Here is a 25,037-nt window from a genome sequence, read left to right on the forward strand (position 1 = left end):
ACCGGTTTTTCGGATGGAGACTCGTTTCTTTGCTGTACGATGCCTCAACTCCTTACTCTAACTCTCTGGCTGGCCTTTTGCACCTGGGCCGGAGCCCAGCCCGTGCCGAAACCGGCCGAGGTGCTGCAAACAGTACAGCGTGTTAATGATTACTGGCAAAAAGCCAGGCCGACGCACGGGAACGCCTTTTGGGACAATGCCGCCTACCATACGGGCAATATGGAGGCTTATTTCCTGACCAAAAACGAAGCCTATCGGCGCTACTCCGAAGCCTGGGCTGAGCAGAATGATTGGAAAGGGGCCAAATCGGACAACCGGGCCAACTGGAAGTACACCTACGGCGAAACAGACGAATACGTGCTCTTTGGCGATTGGCAGATTTGCTTTCAAACCTACATTGACCTGTATAACCTGCAACCCGACGCCCGGAAGGTGGCCCGCGCCCGCGAGGTGATGGAATACCAGATGAGTACACCTTATAATGGGTACTGGTGGTGGGCCGATGGCCTGTACATGGTGATGCCGGTGATGACCAAGCTTTACAAGCTGACCGGGAATCGGCTGTACCTCCAGAAACTGCATGAATATTTTACCTTCGCCAACGGCATTATGTACGATGCCGACGCCCGGTTGTACTACCGCGACGCCAAGTATGTGTACCCGGCCCACAAAACTGCCAATGGGCTGAAAGATTTCTGGTCGCGGGGGGATGGCTGGGTGTTTGCCGGACTCGCTAAAGTGCTGGCCGACCTGCCCGCCGACGACCCGCACCGGGCCGAGTACATCGACACGTTCAAGGGCATGGCCGAGGCCATTCGGAAGGCACAGCAACCCGACGGTTACTGGACCCGCAGCCTGCTTGATCCGGCGCAGGCACCCGGCCCCGAAACCAGCGGCACCGCCTTTTTTACGTACGGGTTTTTGTGGGGTATTAACAACGGCCTGCTCGACGAGCGTACGTACCGGCCCACGGTCCTGAACGCCTGGCAATACCTCACGAAGGTGGCCCTGCAACCCGATGGCCGTATCGGGTACGTACAGCCTATTGGCGAGAAAGCCATTCCGGGGCAGGTTGTCAACGCTAACTCCACGACCAATTTTGGCGTAGGGGCATTTTTGCTGGCTGCGTGTGAGCTGCATCGGTACGTATCAAAATGAATCTAGCCCGCCAAAGTTGACAATGATGAAGCACTGGTGTTTTGCCCTGATGCTGACTGGCCTCACGCTCATGTTTGTGGGGAGCCCCGGTTTAGCCCAGAAATCGAAAAAGAAGATGTCGCCCGCCCCCGTTCCGGTAAGCGACCGGCAGTTCTGGCTGGCCGAAATGGATCGGATGGTGCGTCCGGTTATCACCAGCCTGGCTGCCGACAGCCTGCGTATCCGAATGCCTAAAGTAACGTCGAACCGCGTTGATAACCGGGAGCAGCGGATTGGGGTACAGTACGTGGAGGTGCTGGGGCGGGTGCTGAGCGGTATGGCTCCCTGGCTGCAGGGCGAAGGCGGTACACCCAACGAGGTTGCCCTCCGTAATCAATACCGCCAATGGGTGCTCAAGGGCATAGCCAACGCGCTCGACTCGACCAGAAAAGACTACATGCGGTTCGATATCGGCGGTCAGCAGATTGTGGATGCTTCGTTTATCGCCTATGCCTTTGTGCGGGCTCCCTGGCTCTGGGAGCATTTGTCCAAAATGGATCAGGACCGACTGGCCAGTGCTATTCGGAGTACGCGCCGGTTTAAACCCGTATTTTCGAACTGGCTCCTGTTTTCAGCCATGAACGAGGCTTTCCTGTGCCGGTACGGCTACGAATGGGACCCCATGCGTGTCGATTATGCCTTGCAACAGCTGGAGCAGTGGTACGTAGGCGATGGTATGTATTCCGATGGCGTGCACTACGCTTTCGACTACTACAACAGCTACGTGATTCACCCGTATCTGGCCGGTATTGTCGACATTATCGGTAAGAAAACCAATGCCTACAACGGCATGATTGCCAAAATTCGAAAGAGTAACGAACGCTACGCAATCATTCAGGAACGGTTGATTAATGCCGACGGCAGTTTTCCACCCACCGGACGCTCGCTGGTGTACCGGGGCGCTGCGTTTCATCATCTGGCCGATATGGCCTGGCGGAAAGCACTCCCCACCGACCTCAGGCCCGCTCAGGTACGCGGGGCGCTCACGGCCGTCATCAAGAAAACGCTCGAAAGCCCTTCGACGTACACCAACGGCTGGCTCACCATTGGGTTATACGGTGCCCAGCCCGACATTGCCGATGTGTACAACAACCAGGGCAGCCTGTACCTGGCGACGGCTATTTTCCTGCCGCTCGGTTTGCCCGATACCGACCCGTTCTGGGCCGATCCGCCCGCTAAATGGAGTGCTCTGCGCGTTTGGAGTGGCGATGATTTTCCGCACGATAAAAGCGCCGACCTGCGCTAACCGATTTTGCCTATGCAACGTACCGTATTGGGAGCCCTTTTGCTGTTGGGGCTGCGGGGTATGGCTCAACCCCAGCCGGTACCCACCGGCCTCCGTACCGATCTGCTTCTCCATACCGACCGGGTGTGGCATGAGGGATTTCTGACCAATCTTTCTCTCGAAACTGCCGATTCGGTGCAATTTCCGGGGCAGCGGGCCCTCATCCGCAGCACACACCCTTCGTTTAGCTGGGAGGTGCCGCCGGGGCTGGGTCGTCAGACTACGTATCGAATTATCGTTTCTTCCTCCCGTAAAAACAGCCTGGCCCAATTGCCTGATGTGTGGGACTCGGGTACGGTAAAGAGTGGGCAAAGTGTAGGAGTTTTGTTAGGCAATGCGGGCCTCGATACGAGTCGGGTGTACTACTGGCGTGTCAAAGTTGGTAGTGCACAACTGGCAGAAACGCCGTTTTCGGAGCCGCGCGCCTTCAGAACAGCCTCCCGGTTGAACCGGTACGAAACGCCTTACTACCCGCTTGTTAAAGCCGAAGAAACGCCCCGTCAGGTGCGGAAACCGGCAGTTGGGCAGGAGCTGTACGATTTTGGCGTCGATGCCTTCGGGCAGGTGTACCTGACGGCCACCTCGGTCGCCGGTCGCGATACGCTCGTGCTGCACGTAGGCGAAGCCCTCACCCCCGATGGCCGCGTGCATACCAAACCACCGGGTACACTCCGGTACCGCCGGATAACGCTGCCGTTGCTGAAAGGAACCCACCGATACGCGGTGCCGTTTCGGCCCGACAAACGGAATACGGGACCCAAAGCCATTCTGATGCCCGAGTACATCGGTGAGGTGCTTCCGTTCCGGTACGTTGAGGTAGAAAACCCCGGCGGAGCTGTTGCGGTAGGAGCGGTGGTGCGACACACGGTGACGTATCCGTTCGATGAAACCGCGAGTTCGTTTGTTAGTTCCGACACCACGCTGAACCAGATCTGGGCGCTGTGCAAGCACACCATTAAAGCGACTACGTTTGCGGGCTACTACGTGGATGGCGACCGGGAGCGGATTCCATACGAAGCCGATGCCCTGCTCAACCAGTTGTCGCACTACGCCACCGATGCCGAGTTCAACATTGCCAAACGGTCGCTCAACTACCTCATTTATCACGCTACCTGGCCTACCGAGTGGAGTTTGCAGAATGTACTCATTGCTTGGTACGATTACCTCAATTCGGGTGATTTACGCACGGCTGAGGCCCTTTACCCCGAACTGAAAGCCAAACTACTCTTACCGCTCGCCCGGCCCGACGGACTCATCAGTACTCGCACCGGACTGCAAACGGCCGAGTTCAAAAAGTCCATTCATTACGATACCTTCGACGGTCGGCCGATTTTGCAGGACATTGTCGACTGGCCGCAACAGGGAGTGCTGGGACTTGGGAAGAAAGAAGCCGGAGAGACCGACGGGTTTGTGTTTCGGGATTATAACGCGGTGGTTAACGCGTTTCATTATCAGGGGCTGGTATTTATGGCCGAGCTGGCGTCGCGGCTCGGAAAAGCCGACGATGCACTTTTGTTCACCAACCGAGCCCAACAGGTGCGGTTGGCATTTGTGGCTGCTTTTATCGACCCCAAAACGGGGCTTGTGCGCGATGGCGAAGGTACCGACCACGCGTCGTTACACGCCAACATGATGGCGCTGGCCTTTGGCCTGGTGCCCCAGAAAAACCGGCTGGCCGTGCTGGCGCACATGCGCTCGCGGGGTATGGCGTGCAGCGTGTACGGGTCTCAGTTTTTGCTCGATGCTCTGTACAACGCCCACGAGAGCAACTACGCCCTTGCATTGCTGACATCGACCGAAGAACGGAGCTGGTACAACATGATTCGGACCGGTTCGACCCTGACAACCGAGGCCTGGGACACCCGTTACAAGCCCAATCAGGACTGGAATCATGCCTGGGGAGCGGTCCCGGCCAACATTATTGTCCGCAAACTAATGGGTATCGAACCGCTGACCCCTGCTTTTGAAACCATGCAGATAAAACCGCAACCCGGCACACTGCGGCAGGCATCGCTACAACTTGCTACGGTTCGGGGAGCGGTTGCGGTGTCGTTTGTCAACGTGCCCGGACGGTTTCAGTTACGGGCGTCGTTGCCGGGTAATATCGATGCTGTGGTGTATTTGCCTCGCAAAAGCTCAAAGGAACGGGTTCGGCAAAACGGGGCTCTGGTGAAAGCTGTATCAGCGGGAGACTTTTGGCGCCTGGAGGGCATACCGGCCGGTACCTACGAATGGATTGTCGAATAAGCCATCTTGCAACGACCGTTTGTAAGTTTGCAGGCCGTGTGCCGGTTTGGTACTGGTTGCTCAGTGCCGAGGCTGGTAGCGGGCATAGCGTAACACTCAAAACAGAAATTATAGAAGAATGCAGTCTGAACAAAACTCCCTGACCCCCACAACGACCGGGGCCAAAATAGCGTTTGAGAGTCGCTATGCCAGCTCACCCAACGAGGTGAAAACCATGACTACCGAAGGGCTTCGGCAGGCGTTTCTGATCGAAAAGCTGTTTGTGGCTGATGAGTTTCGCTGGACGTTGTCGTTTTTTGATCGCTACCTGACGGGCGGCATCATGCCGGTGTCGGGGGTAGTATCGCTCGAAGCGCCCGAGCAGCTCAAAGCCGCTTATTTTCTGGAGCGTCGGGAGTTGGGGATGATCAATGTAGGCGGTCCGGGCCGGGTGGTGGCCGATGGCGTTGCCTACGACCTTGAGTACAAAGAAGCACTGTACATTGGGCAGGGGACAAAATCGGTGGAGTTTATGTCGCACGATGAAGATAAACCGGCCCGCTTTTACCTCAACTCGACACCCGCCCACACGAGCTGCCCGACCCGGAAAGTATCGCGGCAGGAGGCCAACAAGCTCGAAATGGGGAGTCTCGAAACGGCCAATAACCGTACTATCAATCAAATGCTGATCAACAAGGTACTGCCTACCTGCCAGTTGCAAATGGGTATGACCGAGCTGAAAACCGGCAGTGTCTGGAACACCATGCCCGCTCACACCCACGACCGGCGTATGGAGGTCTATTTTTACTTCGAAGTGCCCGAGGGGCAGGCTGTGTGCCATTTTATGGGACAGCCGCAGGAAACCCGGCATATCTGGATGCAGAACGAACAGGCCGTTATTTCGCCCAACTGGTCGATTCATGCCGGGGCTGGCACGTCGAACTACACGTTTATCTGGGGCATGGCGGGCGAAAACCTCGACTATGGCGATATGGATTTTTGTGCAATACCTGATTTGCGATAATATGCGATTCTCGACTTTACTCCCTTGCTTACTGGCTATTGCCGGGCCGGTACTGGCACAACAAGGCAACCTGAACATCTCTAACCCAGGCACGGCGGCCTACGAGTCGGCGGTGGTTGAAATACCGTGGGCTACCGTGGCGAAGGCCTACCCGCAGGTCGATACGGCCCAGCTTCGGGTGGTGCGCGCCGACAATGGGCAGGAGGTAGCCTATCAGCTGGAGAAAAAAGGAGGGTCGGCCGTGCAGAACCTGCTCGTGCAGGTTACGGTGGCTCCCAAAGGGTCGGTGGGGCTGGTGCTGAGTAAAGGCAAGCCAACCCCCGTGAAACCCATGACGTACGGCCGGTACGTACCCGAACGCTACGACGATTTTGCCTGGGAAAACGACCGGGTGGCGTTTCGTATTTACGGGAAGGCCCTCAACGGTCGCTCCGACAATGCCTACGGGTCCGACATCTGGGCCAAGCGCACTCCCGAACTGATCATCAACAAGTGGTACAAACAGAACGACTACCACAAAGACAATGGCGACGGGCTCGATTACTACAAGGTGGGCCTGACCCTCGGCGCGGGCGATGTGGGCGTTTTCCTGAACGACTCTATCCAGTACATTCATAATTATACCACCTGGGAGGTGCTCGACAACGGCCCACTCCGTACCACGTTTCGGGTGAAGTACGACCCGTACACCTTCAAAGGCGTGACCGTCACCCAGGCTAAAACGATTTCGCTCGATGCGGGGGCACAGTTGAGTAAAATCCGGGTCGATGTAACCCATACCGCACCGGGAGCGCTACCGATGGTAGCGGGTATTGTGCTGCGGCCCGAAGAAAGCCCATTGTTGCTCGACGATAAGAACGGGGTGCTTGGCTACTGGGAGCCCAAACACGGCCCTGATGGCACCATCGGTGTAGGGTGCGTATTTCCGGGCAAGTCGGGCGGTATGATGCGCAAATACGGTCACGGTTTGGCCCGGCTGGCTGTCAAGTCGGGCGAAGGCATCACGTATTACAGTGGAGGAGCCTGGGATAAAGCCGGCCTGATTACCTCGTCGGATGCCTGGTTTGCCTACCTGCAAGCCCAAGCCAACCGACTCCGGCAGCCGTTGGTGGTAACAACATCGGCCCCGCGCAAAGCCGGCCGGTGAGACCGGTTCATGGTTTTTGGTTTATCGGTTTTAGTGGTCTCAAGATATGTAAACGTATGTGATGCGTGTTCCAGGACCCTAGTCAGATCGAACCAAAAACCAAAAACTCTTAACCATAAACCATTTGTATGACTTCTGTTTTAAATACATTTTCGCTGGCGGGTAAAGTAGCCCTCGTGACGGGTTGCAAGCGTGGTATTGGCAAGGCTATGGCCGAAGCCCTTGCCGAAGCCGGTGCCGACATCATTGGCGTGTCGGCCAATCTTGAACCCGAAGGCAGTGCCGTGGCGCAGGCCGTCGAGGCCCGAGGCCGTCGGTTTTTTGCCTATCAGGCCGATTTCGGCAAGCGCGATTCGCTCAATGGGTTCATTACGCAGGTGAAGCACGATCACCCCGTTATCGATATTCTGGTGAATAACGCGGGGACTATTTTGCGGAAACCAGCCGCCGAGCACCCCGATGAGTACTGGGATGAGGTGATTGCCATCAACCAGACCGCACAGTTTATTCTGACCCGCGAAATTGGCCGTGATATGATTGCCCGTGGTAGTGGTAAAGTGATTTTTACGGCTTCGTTGCTGACATTTCAGGGCGGTATTAACGTGCCCGGTTACGCTGCCAGCAAAGGGGCAGTGGGTAGCCTGGTGAAGGCGTTTGCCAACGAGTGGGCTGGTCAGGGTGTCAATGTAAATGCCATTGCACCGGGCTATATCTCAACCGACAATACCGAAGCGCTCCGTGCCGACCCCGCCCGCTCGCAGTCGATTCTGAGCCGAATTCCGGCTAATCGCTGGGGTGAGCCCGACGATTTCAAAGGGCCGGTGGTGTTCCTGGCCTCCGATGCCGCCCGGTACGTGCACGGCACCGTGTTGACCGTTGATGGGGGCTGGATGGGCCGGTAGGTTGAGGAATTTATTAAGAATAAATCTAAATAGTTGTGCGATTCTGCATGGCGTGCTTTATCTTTACGGCAGATTCAGACAAGTTGGTGGCCTTCACCGATTTGAACCCTAAAGCATTTACCATGACAACGCGTTTTCGTCTGCTGTTGCTGTTGTGTCTCTGCCTCGGAGCGAGCGTAACGAGCTTTGCCGGCACTATTTTTAGCGACACCACCCGGGCTTTTGCGGTGCCTACACTCACCAGTACGCCCAAAGGTACGGTGGCTCTTTCCTGGACCGAGAAAGACCAGAACGGTCAGATTTTCTTTTACTGGGCTGAGTCGGCCGACCGGGGAAAGACGTTCGGGGCCAAGAAGCTGATTTTTGCCTCGTCGGGTATTGGCAACTCGCGCCTGATGCGCCCCAAGCTCCTGTTCCGGCCCAATGGTACGGCGGTAGCGGTGTTTGCCCTGCGCGGTGAACAACCGGCTGCGGCTCCACAGGCGAAAACCGAAGAGCACAACCACAATGAGCATCAGGGCCACGGTGCCCCGGCCCCGAAACCGGCTGCCAACAGCAACCGGGGTGGTGGCCGACCAAGCGACCTTCAGATTGTGTTTGCCCAGTCGACCGATGGAGGGAACACCTGGACCAAACCAGCTCCCGTGCATCAGGACAAAACCCCGAACATTGTGCGGGGCTTCTTCGACGCAACGGTGCTGGCCAACGGCGAAATTGGCGTGGCATACCTGAACGATATTGTAGGGCAGGCCCATCAGCGCGATTTGCGGCTTGTTACCTCAACCAATGGTGTGTTTGGTGCCGAGAAAGTGCTCGACCCATTCGTGTGCGATTGCTGCAACATCAGCCTGCTCGTTGACAAGGCGGGGGCGTTGCATGTGCACTATCGCGAAAATCAGGAAAATATCCGCGACATTGCCCGGATGACCTCTACCGATAACGGCCTGACGTTTGGCAAGCCCGCCATTATGTCGCCCGATAACTGGAAAGTAAATGGATGCCCGCACTCAGGCCCAACCTCAAGCGCGGGCGGTGGCTCGAACCTGGTAGCCTGGTTCTCGGGTGCCAACGATGCCCCTGGTATCCGGGTAATTGACCAGACAACAGGCAAGCGGTTGTTTGTGATTGATGAAGCCACGGCGAAGAATGCTTATCTAGTGCCTGCACCAGCTTCGTCGGTGCTGTTGTGGGAGCAAAGCCAAGTGTCGGAAACCGGTGCTACCTCGATGATTGCCTACCGCAATATCCTGAAAGGTCAGCAACCAGCTACCAAAATGGTTAGCGGTTCGGTCAACGGTACCAACGCCAGCGGTCTGGTCAGCAACGGCAAACTGCTCGTAGCCTACGAAGTGCGCAACCCAAACAACCGCAACTCGATGGCTGTAGCCCAGCTTGATTTGTAAGACTGGGTTTAGGAAATAGAATAACGGTTGTTTTGTGCTCCATGTGTCAGCCATTTTTCTGTATTTCATGTAAGAATCGGCATGACTACTGGGTGGCTACCATCGCTCGAAACGAGATGACATAACGTAAAAAAATCCCCTCCTTGCTGCAAGGAGGGGATTTTTTTATGCACCTAAGCTGTGTTTGGTCATCATTTGGCGGATAAACTGTAGACCCTGTTCGGCAATGTTCCAGGGCTCGTTGTATTCGCGCCAGACGTTGATAGCGTTTGCAAAATCGGGGTCGTTGCGGGTGAAGGCTTCGATGGTGAGCCAGCCCCGATAATTGGCTTTGGCCAGTGCCGAGAATGCATCGTCCCATGGAATATGACCCGAGCCGGGGGTGCCCCGGTCGTTTTCGCTGATGTGCACATGGGCCAGAACCGGCGCAATCGTAGCAATAGCGTCGGGGTATTTTTTCTCTTCCATGTTGGCATGGTGCGTGTCGAACATAGCCCGCACGTTGGGGTGATCGGCGCGCCGAACCAGATCGGCCAGTTGGGTCATGGTGTTGCAGAGATAACACTCAAACCGGTTAAGAGCTTCGGGTGTGAGCAGAATGCCGGCCTGAGCGGCATAATCGCCAGCCTGATGAAGCACTTCGGCGCTCCGGTTGTATTCCTCGTCGGTGGGTGCCTGCCGCGAAAACGTGGCAAACGCCGAATGGAAAGGCCCACAGATAACGTCGGCATTCATGGCGTGTGCACAGTCGATAGCCACCTTGAGCCGGTCGAGGGCTTTGGCCCGTACCGAGGGGGAATCGCTCACCGGGTTCTCATCGGGGCCGAGTGTAATCACGGCCGACGACGACATCCCCAGCTGTTTCAGGTGGTCGCCGTAGCGTTGGTACACCTGCGTATCGGTTTCGCCGAGGTAGCACTCAATGCCATCGTAACCAATTGTTTTAAGCCGCTCGGCCATGGGGTTCATCTGCTCCGACAGCGTGGCGGTCCAGACGAGCAGGTTGAAGCCTATTTTCAGGGATCGGGGTTGAGCTTGGGTTGAATCCGTTGTCATGAGGTGTCAGAAGATCAGGATTTAGCCGGGTGGCCGTAGGGTACGTTGATGTTCATGCTGCCTTTCCAGTTTTTGGGAACCGGTTTGCCCGCTGCCCAGTGAATGGCATTGATCACCAGCCGTTGAAACGATTCGACCTGAAAATCTTCGGGATGCCCCAGGGTGGTCAGAAACGCCCGGCCGCCCCATTGGTTTTTCCAGGTCCAGGCCACGGGGTTTTCAATAGCTTCTTTGTCGGGGTTCACGGCTTTGCCCATCAGCAGCAGGGTAGCGTCTTTGGGTGGATAGTCGGGCCGCACCCGGTACAGCCACGAAGCCGCGTGAAACGCAGGTGCTACGCCCGTCAGGATGGGGTTTTTGGCCGCTTCCGAAATCACCGACACATCAGTTGTGCTTTTGTGGCCGTAGTGCGTATGCTTGGCTGCACCGCCCCAGCCCGGAGGGCTACCAAACGCAAACTCGCCAAAGGCGTTCCAGGGTCGGCGGTCGTCGCCTTCGGGGTAGTTGAACGCGTGTGTGGTGGTGCGGAACCCAATTACCGGTTTGCCCGACTTCAGGTACTTGTCAATGTGGGCCAGCTGCTCCTTGGGCAGTAACCGCCAGCGTAGGTAAAACACGGCTACGTCGGCATCGGCCAGGGCTTCGAGCCCCGGAATGTCTTTTTCCGCATTGTAGTCGGGGTAAGCCGTAAGTACCTTGGTCCGCATCCCGTACTTCTTTTCCAGTTCGGCCGCGATGATAGGCAACGTCAGTTCACTACTGTATTCGTGGTCGCCGGTAACGAATACGATGTACGGCTTGGCCGCCGATGCAGAAGCCCCGGCCTCCAAAGTGCTCAGGCCAAGCGCTCCGGCCAACGTCTGTAAGAAGGTGTTACGATTCATTGTGGAAAAGGGGGAAAGAAGCAGTTAGAGAGGTGTCTGGTTATTTTTTGACGAACTGTGCCATGTTTTCTTTCGTGACCAGCTGAAACGGAATGAGCGTTTCTTTGTCGAACGGTTGCTTTTTGGCGGCTTTGATGGCCGTTTCAACCGCTTTGGCGCCCTGCTGCTGGGCATTCTGGAACACCGTAGCGTCGAGGGTTCCTTTCTGCATGGCCTGGAGGGCATCGGGAATGGCATCGATGCTAACCACCATGATTTTGTCTTTCAAACCGGCATCTACTAGGGCTTTTACGGCTCCCAGGCCCATTTCGTCGTTGTGGGCAAATACCGCGTTAATCTGATTTCCGTAGGCCTGAATCCAGTTTTCCATCAGGGCCATCCCTTTCGCGCGGTCCCACTCGGCAGTCTGGTTGGCGAGCATCTTCATGTTCGGGTATTTTTTGAGGACTTCCATAGCGCCCTGTGCCCGTTTCAGTTGCCCGGCCTGACCCATGTAGCCTTCGAGCATTACCACGTTCCCCTTACCACCAAGTTTGTCGGCCAGGTACTGCATAGCAATACGACCCGCTTCAACATCGTCGGAGCCCACAAAAGCGGTGGGCTTCACACCCGTTTCGGAGTTGACGTTGATAATGGGAATATTAGCGGCCAATGCTTTGCTCACCGCCGGTGAACAGGCTTCAACCTCGGCCGGGTTCAGAATAATAGCATCGACATTCTGCGCGATGAAACTCTCAATCTGCTCAACCTGCTTAATCGCCGACCGCTCAGCATCGACCGTAATCAGTTCGATGCCGGTTTCCTCGGCTTTTTTGGTCATTTCGTCGTGTACATTGACCACAAACTCATGCTGCATACTGAGCATACTGGCCCCAATAACAAGTTTCTTGCCGTCGGCACTGTCGGTTTTGCTGTCCGATGCCGATTGGCTGCAACCAACGGCCAGTAAAGTGAGGGCTACGAGTAGGGGTTTAAACGCGTGTTTCATAATGGGTATTAGGAGAATAGGAGAAAGACACCCTTTGCCGGGTGCCTGTTTAGTTCGTTTTCTGGTTAATGCTGTCGAGAATAACAGCGCCAATAATAATCACGCCCATCACTACCTGCTGGTAGTACGACGAGACGTTGAGCAGGTCAAGCCCATTGCTGATAACGCCAATGAGCAGGGCCCCAATGAGCGTACCCGTCATGGTACCGGTGCCGCCCGAGGTGCTTGTGCCTCCGATAATGGCTGCGGCAATGGCGTCGAGTTCGAAACCAGCCCCGGCATTGGGTTGGCCCGTTGAGATGCGTGAGGTAAGCAACACCCCCGCCAGAGCCGCGAGGCCCCCGCTGAGGATGTAAACCTGCATTTTTACCTTGCCTACCCGGATACCCGACGCCCGTGCGGCCTGTTCGTTGCCACCCACGGCGTACATATACCGGCCCGAAACGGTCTTGCGCAGAACAATGGTGCAGACAATGAACGCAATCACCAGAACGATAATCAGGTTGGGCACGCCCAGAATCTTGCCCCCGCCCAGAAAACTAAACGTATCGGACAGGTTGGAGATGGGCCGACCTTTGCTCAGAATCAGGGCTAAACCACGCAAGATGGTCATGGTGCCGAGCGTGACAATAAACGGCGGTACTTTGCTCCGGGTAATCACAAACCCGTTGAGCGCCCCAAACGCAACGCCCGTTGCCAGGGCGAGAGCCAATGGCACAATGACCGGGTAGGTGTCGGGGTGGGCAAACGATGCCGCCACCACACCCGCTACGGCCACAATAGAGCCGATAGAGAGGTCGATACCGCCGGTGATAATGACAAACGTAACCCCGAAGGCCAGCAGGGCGTTGATAGACACCTGCATGACAATAATCATAAGGTTCTGCACCGTCAGAAACTTGGGGCTGATAACCGACAAGCCAAGGCATATCAGGATAAACGCCACTAAGATGCCGTATTGTCCGAGCTTGCGAATCTGGGTTTGGTAGGTGGTTTGACCGACCGGTTTAGTAGGGGTGTCGATGACGTTGTTCATGAAAAACCGTTACAATTGGCTAAGGGGCGACTCGGTCTGCATGGCGTGATGCATGATGGTTTCCTGAGTAGCTTCTTCCCCTAAAAGCACGGCAGTCTGTTTTCCTTTAGCTAATACCACAATTCGATTACTCAAACCTAAAAGTTCGGGTAGTTCGGAAGAGATGAGAAGGATGGCTATTCCTTTGGCTGTCAGATCGTTGATGAGCTTGTAGATTTCGGCTTTGGCACCTACATCAATTCCGCGCGTAGGCTCGTCCAGAATAATCAGACTTGGGGCCGATTGCAGTACTTTGCCAATAACCACTTTCTGCTGATTGCCCCCGCTGAGGTAAACTACGTGCTGGTTCAGGCCAGCCGTTTTGATGTTCAGGTCTTTGACCAGCTGGGTGGCCGCTGCCGTTTCGGCGCCTTCGGCAACAAGGCCCCGGCGGGCAAATTGCTCCAGACTGGCGAGCGTCAGGTTGTGCTTCACCGACATACCCGGCACAAAGCCCGACCCCTTACGGTCTTCGCCCACGAAACCCATACCGAGCGCGATGGCCTCCTGCGGGGAGCGCACCGTTACGGGTTGGCCGTTGAAATAAACGGTGCCCCGTGCGTACGGGTCAAGACCAAAAATAGCCCGCGCCACTTCGGTACGACCGGCTCCCATAAGGCCCGCCAAACCGAGTACTTCGCCCGCTCGCACACTAAACGTAATATCTGAAAATTTGCCCGGCTGCGTGAGCCCTTCTACCCGGAGCACTTCGGGGCCGAGCTGAGCGTGCGAAGGGGGGAATAAATCGCCGAGTTCGCGGCCTACCATCATCGCAATCAGGCTTTGGGCCGTAAACTCCGACGCGGGCCGGGTAGCAATAAACTGCCCGTCGCGCAGTACGGTGATGGTGTCGGCCAGGGTAAATATCTCCTCCATCTTGTGCGAGATGTAGATGATAGCGACGCCCTGCCGCTGCAAATCCCGGATAATGGTAAACAGGGTGGCTACTTCTTTGTCGGACAGGGCCGAAGTGGGCTCGTCCATGATAATCACCCGCGCTTTGTTGGAGAGTGCCTTGGCAATGTCGACGAGTTGGCGTTCGGCTACGCTCAGGTACTTCATGCACACATCGGGGCGGAGGTCAACGCCCAGTTGCGTGAGGAGCTGCGTGGCCTGCTCGTTTAGTTTTCGCTCGTCGATGATACCCCACCGGCGGGGTTCGCGGCCCAGAAAAATGTTTTGGGCTACGGTTAGTTCGGGTACGGTAAGTAGCTCCTGATGAATCATCGAAATGCCGCGTTCGAGCATCTCGTTGACGTTGCTGTGGTGTAGCGGTTTTCCATCGAAAATAATCTCACCGGCATCGGGCTGTAACAAGCCAATCAGGATTTTCATGAACGTCGACTTACCGGCTCCGTTTTCGCCCATGAGGGCGTGTACCTCGCCTGTCTGCACGGTAAGTTGTACGTTGTTTAGAGCCTTGACGCCCGCAAATGATTTGGAAAGATTAGTGACGGAAAGAATCATACAAAAAAGAATTCGAATCCTACAAATAGAAGCACGAATCGGATGAATGCAACGAGTGGGTCGGTATTTCTTTCAAAAAATTAGTCAGACGGGCGGCCGGAAAACCGTTTCGGCCCTCAAATAGCTGTAGGACAGGCTTGTGGAGATGGTGTCTCCTGCAAACCTGTCCTACGCTATTTAAACTGTGTTTTCGCTCAGATTAAGTGAATGAACAATGTGAAATGCACAATGAATAATTGGATCACCTGTTGACAATCAGCTCTTTCATTATACATTCTACACTGTTCATTATACATTTAATTCTGCTTCACTACTTACATCGTAAACGTCTGAACGCCGGTGTCTTTCCAGCTGCGTGTGTTGGCCGACTCGATCACGGCTTCGCAGACCTTTTGGGTCTCCAGTGCGTCGCGGAAATTGGGTGAGCAAGGCTCGCCCGTCTCGAGGCTCTTGAGGAAGTCAGCTACCTGATGGATGAAGCTGTGCTCGTAGCCAATACCGAGGCCGGGCACCCACCACTTGTCCATGTAGGGTTGGTCGCCGTCGGTAACGTGGATCGAACGCCAGCCCCGCACGATCGACTCGTCGGAGTGGTCGAAGTACTCCAGACGGTTCAGGTCGTGCAAATCCCAGCGGATCGATGCGTGTTCACCGTTGATTTCAAAGGTGTACAAGGCTTTGTGACCCCGGGCGTAGCGCGTCGACTCAAACAGGCCAAGCGAGCCATTGGCAAAGTGGCAGTGGAAAATACAGGCATCGTCGATACCAACGGGCTGCACCTTGCCGGTGAGCTGATGCATCCGCTCTTTCACGAAGGTTTCGGTCACGGCCGACACGTCGCTGATAGCCCCGTTGAGCCACATAGCCGTGTCGATGCAGTGCGCCAGCAAGTCGCCCGTTACGCCCGAACCAGCCGCGTCAACGTCCATCCGCCAGGTGCCCGTGCCGCCCTGTGGTACATCGGCACTGATCGTCCAGTCTTGCAGAAAGTTGGCCCGGTAATGGAAAATTTTACCCAGCTTACCTGAGTCCACAATTTGCTTGGCAAGCGTAACGGCCGGAATCCGGCGGTAGTTGTACCAAACGGTGGTTTGAACACCCGCTTTCTCGGCGGCCTCCACCATCTGCTCGGCCTCGGCCACGTTACGGGCGAGGGGTTTTTCGCACAGAATCATTTTACCGGCTGCGGCCGCGGCAATGGCGATTTCGGCGTGCGAATCGTTCGGCGTACAAATGTCGACGGCGTCGATATCGTCGCGGGCAATGAGTGCGCGCCAGTCGGTCTCAACAGATTCGTACCCCCACTGATCGGCAAAAGCCTGTACTTTCTCGCGGTTGCGCGAACAAACGGCTTTCAGCACCGGGTTGTAGGCGAGTTGCGGGAAGAAATTAGGTACTCGGCGGTAACCGTTTGAGTGGGTACGACCCATAAATCCGGTACCAATCAATCCAATTCGAAGGTCTTTTTTGGCAGACATTGATGGTTTATGTGTTTGTAGAGACGCAACGTGTGTCCGTCTCAGGGATAATGGTCTGTTCGGGTACTCGTAGAGACGCAATAGGTTGCGTCTCTACTCTTGCCAGCCGTGTTTTTCACGGACTTTGATCATCGTGGCCAGAATATCGTTCCAGGTCTGCTGGTTGTTCATCACGTCGTTGGGGAACATACAGCCGTCCCAGCAGATATGCCGCATTTTCTTGGTCAGGTTGCCGTTTTCGTCGCGCAGCCAGAAACCGGCATCATTGGCCACATCGAGTTTACCATTGGGGTCGAGGGCCTGGCAGTGACGCCCGGTTTTGTCGTGCGAGCCCGACCCGAACACGGTGCCGTCGTTCTGAGCCACGTGGAAGTCGATGGTCCAGGGGCGGAGGGCGTCGGTCAGGGTCTTGAGGGCGTCGGTCAGCACCTGCCGATCCTGCCAGTCGTAGCCTTCGGGCAGAATCCGGTCTTGTTCCCGGTTGTAGCCCATTGTGTACAGCAAGGTGTGCGACATATCGGCCTGGAAGCCCATGTTGGGCCGGTCGACCTGCTGAAGCGTGTCGAGCATGGCACGCCAGCTGTGCATACCTGCCCAGCAAATTTCACCTTCAGCGGCAATCTGCTCGCCGTATTCGGCGGCAATGTCGCAGGCCGCCCGGAAGGTCTCGGCAATCAGTTTGGTGTTGCCCACCGGATCGGCATCCCACTGCTGGGGCGAACTGGCCGAGTCGACCCGGATTACTCCGCTGGGGCGCATCCCCATGTCGCGCAGCACTTTACCAAAGTGGCAGGCTTTGCGTACCATGTCGAGGAAATGAGCGCGGTCGGCATCGCTGCCCAGCACGGGCCCTCCCCAGATGGGAGCCACCAGCGACCCAACAACCAGATTGTGGGAGGCAATTTTGTCGGCCAGCCGCTTAATATCATCGTCGGAGCTTTCGATATCAACGTGCGGCCCGATCAGGCCCAGATCAACACCGTCGAATTTAACCCCGTCGACCTCGGCAGCTGCGGTCATCTGGAGCATGGTGTCAAATGGAATAATGGGCTCAGAATCGGGGCCTTTACCAACGAGTCCGGGCCAGGTGGCGTTGTGAAGTTTGGGGTAGTTATTCATGGTTTTAATTTAGAGTTTACAGTTTACGGTTTTCTGTTTACAGTTCATGCCGACTGGCTCTCGCTCATCATGCCGACTAGCCTGAGCACTGAAAACTGTAAACAGAAAGCTGGAAACTACAAGGTTAAGTCTGGGTTTTCGGGGCCAAAGTGCTTGAGCATCACGAGCGGATCGGTTGAGGAGTAGTTGGTGATCGTGACGCCTTCCTGAGCGGCCTGCTCACTCACAAAAAACTCGTCGTTGGTCAACTGGCCGTACCGAATCAGGGCGGGAGTTTCTACATTCCATACGCCCATTTTGCCGTGTCCCTGCATCATAATCAGGCCATAAGCCGCACTATCGCGGATAGTCACGGTTTGACCGGGGAGCACGGTCAGTTCTTTGGCGCTAAACGCGTCCGATTTGTAGCAAACCCACACCTCGCGGTAGCCTTCGGCGGCCATTTCGGCTTCGTCGCGCACGGGTACGGGCACCATGTAGCGGTTTGCCATCATGTTGGGGTCGGTGTTCAGGTCCCAGTCAATGGCATCCATCAGCAGGTCGTAATCACCGATGCGGTCCTGAGGGGTGCCGTTCCAGAGTAGTTCCTCTGGCACAATAGCCTCGTTGACCAGCGATTGGTACATGGCAAAGATGTCCGATGCCTTCTGGGGCTCGTAGGTGCACATACTACCGGGGGCATGGAGCAGCCCCGGCGGCACATCCCAGCCGGTGCCCGGCTCAAGCCGGTAGGCCATCGAGTAATTGGTGATCTTGTTGTCGCCCTTAGTGAAATTCATCAGGCATTCCTTGATCTGCTCTTTGCTGGTGCCGGGGGCAATGCCGATAAACGTGTACGGAAAATCGCCCCCGTGGTTGTTCAGTTGGGGCGGGAAATAATAGGCCTCGGGCTTACCCAGCTGACCGGTGAGGGCCGCCTGCTCGTCGTTGTGGTGCACGTGGTGGGGCAGGGGACCCATGTTGTCGAAAAACTTCGAGTACATCGGCCACGACTGGTATCCGTTCCAGAGCCGGTCGCCAATAAGGGCACCTTTCAGTTCATCAACGGCGTCTTTCAGCAGAAACTGAACCTCCTGATCGCCATCGTTGAAAACAACCTTGCTCAGGCCTTCGTGTTCGCCGGTGAGGGGGCCATTTTTGGCCGGTGTGGTGGATGAGAGCCAACGCTCGTCGATACCGCCCCGGTTGCCACCGAGTACGTAATAATCGTCGGGATGAAGTTTGATGCGTCGGCCGGGCACGCAAAATGACCGGGGTACCCAGGTGGGGGCCAGGCGTAAAATGCCTTTACCTTGTTCGAGGGCTTTTTCGGCCAGGCTGTGCGCTGTTGCTGTTTGCATAAAGGTTGTATGGTTAGTCAGTCAAAAAAACAGGTTGTTGTTCGGTTAAACAGACGTTTACTCGTTCAAAGCGAGCCAATGCTCAATTGCTACTTGATCGGTCAGGATTTCGATTTTTAAACGGTAGTTTTTTTGCTCGCCGGGCGCCAAAAAGATGAGCGTACCCTGCTCGCGGGCCTGGGCCTGCCCAATGGGCGGGTGGGTGCCGGGTTCGAGGCCCGTCACGTATTCACCTTTGCCCCAGTGTTGCCAGTTGGTGAGCCAGGGGAGTTGCTCTTTCTCGAACTGAACGGCTACCGCCAGCCCCAGCCGGGGATTGTAAAGCCCCGTTGTACATAGCCCTTCGGCGTTGGGCGTGGGGTCAACAAAGGCGGCTCCTTCGCCCGTACCGCTATGGGCGTCGAGTGGAGGGGGGCAGGTACGGTAGTCGGTATCGGGGTTGAAACGGGCACGGCTCATATCGTCGGGGCGAGCCTCCCAGTTCCCTTTGGCCAGAATCCGGGTACCTTCGTCGACGAGTGGCCAGCCGAAATTCAAGTGGTACAGCAGCATGTGCGGAGCGGGTGTGTTGCCCCGGTTGATGACCGTATCTTCCACATAAATAACGGCTTTGCCCAACTCGCCCGACACCGTGCGTTTCAGTTCTAAAGTTGGTCCAAATACCTGCGACTCACGCATACGCCCACTTACGCTCCAGCGCAAATCGCCGAGCAAGGGGTCGGGCTGAACCACCCCTTCGAGTTCGGCGGGGAGGTTACTGATACGGCCGTGCAGACCTCGTTGGCCGTAGGCGTCTTCGTTGGGCCCGCCCACGTTGGATAGCCCGCAGGTGGTGAGTAGGCCACCAGGGAAGGTGCGGAGCCAGTCGATGCCGTGATTGATGGCCGGTTCGGGGGCCGTAATGCCGCCATGACTCAGCCAGGCCAGGCTATGTTCGTTGTAAAAAGCCTCCACAATGTCCATGGCCCGGTCGAGCACCATTTTGAAGCGGAGACCCGTGCCCGTGTTGATCCAGGCAATGCGCGAACCCCGGCCGGGGCCATTATCGAGAACGGAGGTTTCGATGCCCCCCAGCTGAGCGGGGTGCGAGATTTTATCGGTCCAGAGAGGGCGCGTCACAGTTTTTTCATCATCAGGTTACGGTACTGTACTTTCATGGGCGGGCCTACGTGCACCTGAATGCCGAGTAACCCTTTGGCTTTGCCGTTGACGGTGTCTTCGTCGACTACTTCGCTCATCAGAATGTCGTTGACATAGTGCCGGAGGGTGTTGCCCTTGGCGACAATACGGATGGTGTTCCACTCGCCCGGCTTGACAAAGTTTTTGAGTGAGTCCGACGTGCCAAACGAGCCCGTGACGGTGCGGCCGGTCCAGGCATTGCGGGCCACCTTGCTGCGGATAGCCTCGGGCGATGCATCGCCGGAGAAGGTGTTAATGGTTGCCTTTTCGCCCCGGTAGGCCAGGGTAGTACGCCGACGTTCTTCGTAATTCTGACCGGTCCACATCCGGCGGCCGTCGATATCGGCCTGATAGCCGCGCAGGGCAAACGGTACGTCGGTCAGGCGCTCGCTGCGGTAGTTGATGCCTGAGTTACCCGACTCGGTGATGTTGAACTCACCTTTAAACTCAAAATCGCCTGGCTCACCGCCTTTCCAGATAATGAAATTGTTCGTTTTGAGGAGTTTGTCGGGCGTTATTTCGCCCACCAGAATACCCTCTTCTACCCGCCAGTAGTTGGGGTCGGCATCCCAGCCGTCGAGGTTCTTGCCGTTGAAAATGGAGGTAAAGCCTTTCTCTTTTTTGGCCTTTTGCGCCAGGCTGGGCAGGGCCAGTGGGCCCGAGAGGCACAGCGCCAGCAGCAGGCAGGGTAAGGTGTTGCGTCGGAGCATGGTCAGAATGATGCAGGTTGTTAGGGTTTAAAAGAGCGTACCGATCAAGCAGTTAGGTTGATCGGTACGCTGTTACTGAGAGAGTTATTTGCCGCCGTTGCCGGGGCTACCGGCTTTAAACAAGGCGTGGTCCGACTTGCCGCCTGCTTTCAGGTACGCCATCAGGTCGCGGAGTTCGTCGGGGTTGAGGCTGTTAATGAGGCCGGGCAACATGATTGACTCCGTCGAGTATTTCTTGTTGACGACGTCTTTCTTCGGAATTTTCCGCAGTTGGTCGGCGGCAAACGGGTTTTGTGAAACCGAGTAGTTCACCTTGTCTTCGTTCACCAATCGACCTACCACCGACTGCCCGTTTTTGAGCGTAAAAATGGTGGCCGCGTACTGGTCCGAAATAGCTTTGTTAGGCATCATGATAGCCTCCAGCATGTCTTTGTTCGAGAACCGGGTGCCGAGCTGAGTCAGGTCGGGGCCAATATCACCACCTTCGCCCTGCATACTGTGGCAGCGGGCGCACAAAATGGCGGAGTAGATTTTCTTACCCCGGTCAAAATCGCGGTTGGTCATGGCCGTGTCGATAGCCGCCAGGGCGGCATCCAGTTCCCACCGGCGGCCGGGGCCTTTGGGGGTGTAGCTCAGGGCCAGGTCGTTGCCGGAGCTAGTGAGCAGGTCGGCACCCGACATTTTGTTGTATTTCTCAAACTGCTCCTTGGGCACGTGGGCAAGTGCCAGCTTGCGAGCTTTGTCGATAAAGCCGACGTAGCTGCGGCCTCCCTGGAAATTAAACGCATTTTTGAACCACTGGAAGTACGTATCGCGCAGGGCGGGTGTCCAGCCAGTTTTGGCGCTACTCAGCATGGTGGCATAGTAAGTTTGCTGGGCGGGCGGGAATTTCTCCAGCATCCGGGCAATGTCGAGGCCGTACTGCGGGTTGCGCATGATGAGGTCGCTGGAAGCCGTTACGGTTTCGCCACCCACGGCATTCTTACCGCCCTCGTCTTTCAAGGCCATTAGCTTCATGGTTTTTTCAACCACGCCCGGTGCTTCGAGTGATACGAGCAAGCGAACATAAAAACGGTTGAGGTCGGCAGTTTTGGCCGGGTAAAGCGGGTTGAGCAGGGCAATCACACGGTCGCGGTCGGGGCCTTCGGGCAAGCCAAACCGAGTGCTCACCAGTTCGAGTGCCCGCAGCACGTTCAGTTGGCCTTCTTCATTTAGGGTTCCCAGTTTTACGCCCGTCAACGCCTTGATCATTTGGCTTTTGAGCGATTTGTCCCCGTGGTGCGATAAGGCAAACATAGCCTGGCTTAACCGCATTGGGTCGGTTTCGGCGAGGGCGCGGGCCTGCCATTGGGCTACGGGCTGATGCTCAACGGCGATCCGGGCGGCATGGCGTACAAACCGGTCGGGGTGGTTCAGGTGCGGCCACGCGGCATCTACAGCTGCCGGATTCGGGCCGGTATGGTACTGCTCCAGTTGAGTCCGCAGTTTGTGCTCTGGCGTAACGGTTACTACTGTTGAGGTCGGAGCCGTCGACTCGCTACCCGTGTAGGTAATGCGGTACAGGTCCGACTCCAGCCGACGGCCTCCGGTCAGGAAGTATAAAGCTCCGTCGGGGCCGATCATGCCATCGGTAAGGGGTAGGGGCGAGCCCGATATAAACTCTTCGGCGGTGGCGCTGTACGAGGCCCCTTTGGGTTGCATATGCACGGCGTACATGATGCCGAAGCTCCAGTCGAAGGCATACATTGCCTTCTGGTATTTTTGCGGGAAGCGCGAGCCCCGGCCGGCAAACACGCCCGTTGGCGAGCCCTGACCCATGTTGAGCGTAGCAGGCAGGCAGTCCATGTACGCGGGCGACCAATTGGAGGCCGCCGTCCGCCAGCCAAACTCGGCACCACTGGTTACGTGGCAAATACGGGTGGGCTTGTACCAGGGCAAACCAAAGTCCCATTCCATGTCGGAGTCGTACCCGAAAATGTCGCCCGCATCATTGAACGCAAAGTCGAAGGTGTTACGGAAACCCGCTCCCATCAACTCCCAACGTCCACCGTCGGGGCTCACTTTCGCGAGCCATCCGCCCGGAGCCATCCGGTCGGCCGCGTGGCCGCGTGGGTCTTTAATAGCCGGGAATAGGTTGTCTTCCTGCCAAACACGCGGCAACCGGTACGCGTCGAGTTGAGGTACGTCGGTGAAGTTACCGCACATCACGTAGATCGACTGCTTATCGGGGGCCAGCACAATGCTGTGGGGCCCGTGTTCGCCCTCACCTTTGAGTTGCTTGAGCAGGGTTACTTTATCAAATTTATCGTCGTTGTTGGTGTCCTGTAACCGGTACAGGCCACTCGTTTTTTCGAATTCTTTGTTACCCCGGTGATTCACCATCACGTAGAGGCTGTTAAAAGCGTACAGCAGGCCCTGTGCGTATCCCATGCCCACCTTGTTTTTGGTAGTATCGCCGGGTTGAACAGTCACTGGAACGTCGAGTTTTTCGACTTTAGGCGTGCCGCCTGCACCAATGGGCGGCATTTCGAGCCGATACAAAAAGCCGTACTGATCGGAGGTAATCATACGGCCTTTGTCGTCAAATGTCATTGAAACCCACGACCCCTGTTTGTTGTCGGATGGGCTATACAGGTGCTCGGCCTTGAAGCCGGGCAAGAGTTTCAGTTTATCGGTCTTCGACGGGTCCTGAGGTTTACCCGTATTGGCCTGTTGCATCGTGATCCAGGAGACCCCGGTAAACGCGATGGCTGCCAAAGCAAAGCCGAGTTTGGCCACGTTGATGGTTGAAAACATAATATTGTCCGTAGGGATGTTTACGAGGTAGTCTGAATAGAATCCAATTGTATTGCCTGTATAGTGCTAAGAGGCATACGGGCGGCTGGTTCTACTGTCTGCTAAAAGGGCCGGGAAGAGTGGTCAGTGCCTGGGGCACTGACCACCAACCCGTTCATCGATCGCATAGTGGGTAAAAAGAGACGAAAAGGTTCCGGCTGACCTCGCTCTTGAAGTCAGCCGGAGCAGGATAGGCCTAAAAATGCGGGGTCAGATCAGACTCTACAGCCGGTAGCGGGTAGTAGATGTCTAAGTTCGTAAAGGCGTTGGGTGGCGGCACCGCCCCGGCCGGGAAATAGTAGGCCTGTGGGTTGGCCTTGATCCGGTTGCCGTACGGTACAATAATTTCATTCACCCGGCCCGTCCGGACAATATCGAACCAGCGTTTGTTTTCAAAGGCTAATTCAACGCGCCGTTCGCGGAAGATGGCTTCACGCAGAGCCGTTTGAGAAGTAGCCGTTGTCGCGGCCAAACCGGCCCGTGTCCGAATCTGGTTCAGCAGTGGAATAGCCTCGCCGGTTTTGCCTTGCTCGTTGAGGGCTTCGGCCAGTAGCAGCAGTACCTCCGCGTAGCGATATACCGGCCAGTTTTGGCCCGTATTGTTGTGCTGGGCATGGGGCCGGGCGTACTTCTTGATGTACGGATACCGCTTGTCGTCGCGCAGGCTTTGGCTGAGGGTCACGTAGCCAATCGACGCATCGAGCCGTTTATCGCCGGGTTCGTAGGCAGCAATGATGTCGGGCGTTGGAATGTTGTTATTCTCACCCGATAGCGGCTGCGGGTTTGAGGTACCCGTAATAGGTGCGAGTTCGGCGGCCGTAATAGGTGTGGGTACAAACCGGTAGATATGGTTGCCGTTGAAACCAGCGGCCCCTTCCAGATACTGTACCTCAAATACCGACTCCGCGTTGTTCTTGTTGGCACTCGTAAACGAGAACGCATCGTTGTAGTCGGGCATGAGCCGGTACGTATCGTTGTTCACCACATCGCGTAACTGCGCTTCGGCATCGGCCCATTTTTTCTGGATCATGTACACGTCGGCCAGCAGGGTCTTGGCAGCGCCTGAGGTGGCCCGGCCGGCTTCCTGAGCCGCTTTCTTAGGTAACAATTTGGCGGCTTCGGTGGCGTCTTTGATCACTTGCGCAAACCCTTCATCGACCGAGGCAAGCGGAGCGGCTGCATCTTCCCGACCGGTTACGGGCGTCAGGTGCATCGGAACCTTGCCATAATGCCGTACCAACTGGAAGTAAGCGAACGCCCTCAGGAAGTGAGCCTGCCCTTTTACGTTGTTCTTAACGTCCTGACTGGTAAAGGTTACGTTATCAATGCGCGACAGAATCTCGTTGGTCCGGGCAATAATCTGGTAGCTGAACCGGTACATCCAGAGCACGTTGTCGTTGGGGGTTACGCCGTTAGATTTCGGTACGGCGAAGTCGGCTACGTTCTGAGTGTTTTCTACGGCCCCGAACAAGACGTTGCGGGCGTAGTAGGTATTGTCGGAGTGCATTTCGCCCAGAATCCAGGCCCGCTCGTTAAACATGGGGCGGAGGGGTACGTAGGCACCATTGACCGCCTGCTGGAAGTCGGTATCTTTGGTGAAGAAGGTGGCCGAGCTGAGGGCCGTTTCGGGCACAACCGTCAGGAAGTCTTTTTCGCAACCGGTGAGCGCGAGTGTCAGCGCCAATAGGCCGGTGGTTATAAACTTGATTTTCATGGATAGGT

19 protein-coding genes are annotated in these 25,037 nt (G+C 56.2%); 7 read left to right on the top strand and 12 right to left on the bottom strand.

What is annotated here, in order from left to right:
* Nucleotides 1-39 precede the first annotated feature (39 nt).
* The 7 genes from F5984_RS03290 (at nt 40) to F5984_RS03320 (ending at nt 9,184) form a co-directional block, all read left to right on the top strand.
* Nucleotides 40-1,158, top strand: coding sequence for a glycoside hydrolase family 88/105 protein (locus F5984_RS03290; RefSeq protein WP_152122736.1), 1,119 nt, complete (start codon nt 40-42; stop codon nt 1,156-1,158).
* Nucleotides 1,159-1,180: 22 nt separating this feature from the next.
* A complete protein-coding gene (locus F5984_RS03295; RefSeq protein WP_246168794.1) occupies nt 1,181-2,443 on the top strand; it encodes a DUF2264 domain-containing protein in 1,263 nt (420 codons plus the stop codon).
* 12 nt (nt 2,444-2,455) lie between these two features.
* Nucleotides 2,456-4,729 (top strand): alpha-L-rhamnosidase-related protein, encoded by a 2,274-nt coding sequence (locus F5984_RS03300; RefSeq protein ID WP_152122737.1) that lies wholly within the window; start codon nt 2,456-2,458, stop codon nt 4,727-4,729.
* 118 nt (nt 4,730-4,847) lie between these two features.
* Entirely contained in the window at nt 4,848-5,732 is an 885-nt protein-coding gene (gene kduI, locus F5984_RS03305) for a 5-dehydro-4-deoxy-D-glucuronate isomerase (protein WP_152122738.1), read from the top strand.
* Nucleotides 5,692-6,879 carry a DUF4861 family protein gene (locus tag F5984_RS03310; RefSeq protein ID WP_185155403.1) on the top strand — a complete coding sequence of 396 codons (1,188 nt, stop codon included), beginning with the start codon at nt 5,692-5,694 and terminating at the stop codon, nt 6,877-6,879. The genes kduI and F5984_RS03310 overlap by 41 nt, the downstream gene beginning before the upstream one ends.
* 128 nt (nt 6,880-7,007) lie before the next feature.
* Entirely contained in the window at nt 7,008-7,781 is a 774-nt protein-coding gene (locus tag F5984_RS03315) for an SDR family NAD(P)-dependent oxidoreductase (RefSeq protein WP_152122740.1), read from the top strand.
* A 122-nt stretch (nt 7,782-7,903) separates the two neighbouring features.
* Nucleotides 7,904-9,184: a sialidase family protein gene (locus F5984_RS03320; protein ID WP_246168795.1), complete on the top strand. Its 1,281-nt coding sequence runs from the start codon at nt 7,904-7,906 to the stop codon at nt 9,182-9,184.
* 165 nt (nt 9,185-9,349) lie between these two features.
* Here the strand turns inward: F5984_RS03320 and F5984_RS03325 are convergent, their stop codons facing one another.
* The 12 genes from F5984_RS03325 to F5984_RS03380 form a co-directional block, all read right to left on the bottom strand.
* A complete protein-coding gene (locus F5984_RS03325) occupies nt 9,350-10,240 on the bottom strand; it encodes a sugar phosphate isomerase/epimerase family protein (protein WP_152122742.1) in 891 nt (296 codons plus the stop codon).
* A gap of 14 nt (nt 10,241-10,254) precedes the next feature.
* Entirely contained in the window at nt 10,255-11,124 is an 870-nt protein-coding gene (locus F5984_RS03330) for a ThuA domain-containing protein (protein WP_152122743.1), read from the bottom strand.
* A gap of 40 nt (nt 11,125-11,164) precedes the next feature.
* A complete protein-coding gene (locus tag F5984_RS03335) occupies nt 11,165-12,112 on the bottom strand; it encodes a sugar ABC transporter substrate-binding protein (protein WP_152122744.1) in 948 nt (315 codons plus the stop codon).
* 49 nt (nt 12,113-12,161) lie between these two features.
* Nucleotides 12,162-13,148: an ABC transporter permease gene (locus F5984_RS03340; RefSeq protein ID WP_152122745.1), complete on the bottom strand. Its 987-nt coding sequence runs from the start codon at nt 13,146-13,148 to the stop codon at nt 12,162-12,164.
* A gap of 9 nt (nt 13,149-13,157) precedes the next feature.
* A complete protein-coding gene (locus F5984_RS03345; protein WP_152122747.1) occupies nt 13,158-14,654 on the bottom strand; it encodes a sugar ABC transporter ATP-binding protein in 1,497 nt (498 codons plus the stop codon).
* Between the two features lie 314 nt (nt 14,655-14,968).
* Entirely contained in the window at nt 14,969-16,132 is a 1,164-nt protein-coding gene (locus F5984_RS03350; RefSeq protein WP_152122749.1) for a Gfo/Idh/MocA family protein, read from the bottom strand.
* Nucleotides 16,133-16,225: 93 nt separating this feature from the next.
* Complete coding sequence (locus F5984_RS03355) at nt 16,226-17,251, bottom strand: sugar phosphate isomerase/epimerase family protein (RefSeq protein WP_152122751.1); 1,026 nt, start codon at nt 17,249-17,251, stop codon at nt 16,226-16,228.
* A 116-nt stretch (nt 17,252-17,367) separates the two neighbouring features.
* Nucleotides 17,368-18,591, bottom strand: a complete 1,224-nt coding sequence (locus F5984_RS03360; RefSeq protein ID WP_152122753.1) for a class I mannose-6-phosphate isomerase — start codon at nt 18,589-18,591, stop codon at nt 17,368-17,370.
* A 57-nt stretch (nt 18,592-18,648) separates the two neighbouring features.
* Nucleotides 18,649-19,710, bottom strand: a complete 1,062-nt coding sequence (locus F5984_RS03365) for an aldose 1-epimerase family protein (RefSeq protein ID WP_152122755.1) — start codon at nt 19,708-19,710, stop codon at nt 18,649-18,651.
* Complete coding sequence (locus F5984_RS03370) at nt 19,707-20,480, bottom strand: 3-keto-disaccharide hydrolase (protein ID WP_152122757.1); 774 nt, start codon at nt 20,478-20,480, stop codon at nt 19,707-19,709. Before F5984_RS03370 ends, F5984_RS03365 begins: the two co-directional genes overlap by 4 nt.
* Nucleotides 20,481-20,564: 84 nt before the next feature.
* Entirely contained in the window at nt 20,565-23,276 is a 2,712-nt protein-coding gene (locus F5984_RS03375; RefSeq protein ID WP_152122759.1) for a c-type cytochrome, read from the bottom strand.
* A 235-nt stretch (nt 23,277-23,511) separates the two neighbouring features.
* On the bottom strand, nt 23,512-25,029 hold the full coding sequence (locus F5984_RS03380; RefSeq protein WP_152122761.1) for a RagB/SusD family nutrient uptake outer membrane protein: 1,518 nt from the start codon (nt 25,027-25,029) through the stop codon (nt 23,512-23,514).
* Nucleotides 25,030-25,037 lie beyond the last annotated feature (8 nt).

It is taken from the genome of Rudanella paleaurantiibacter (genome assembly GCF_009184635.1).
Lineage (GTDB): Bacteria > Bacteroidota > Bacteroidia > Cytophagales > Spirosomataceae > Rudanella > Rudanella paleaurantiibacter.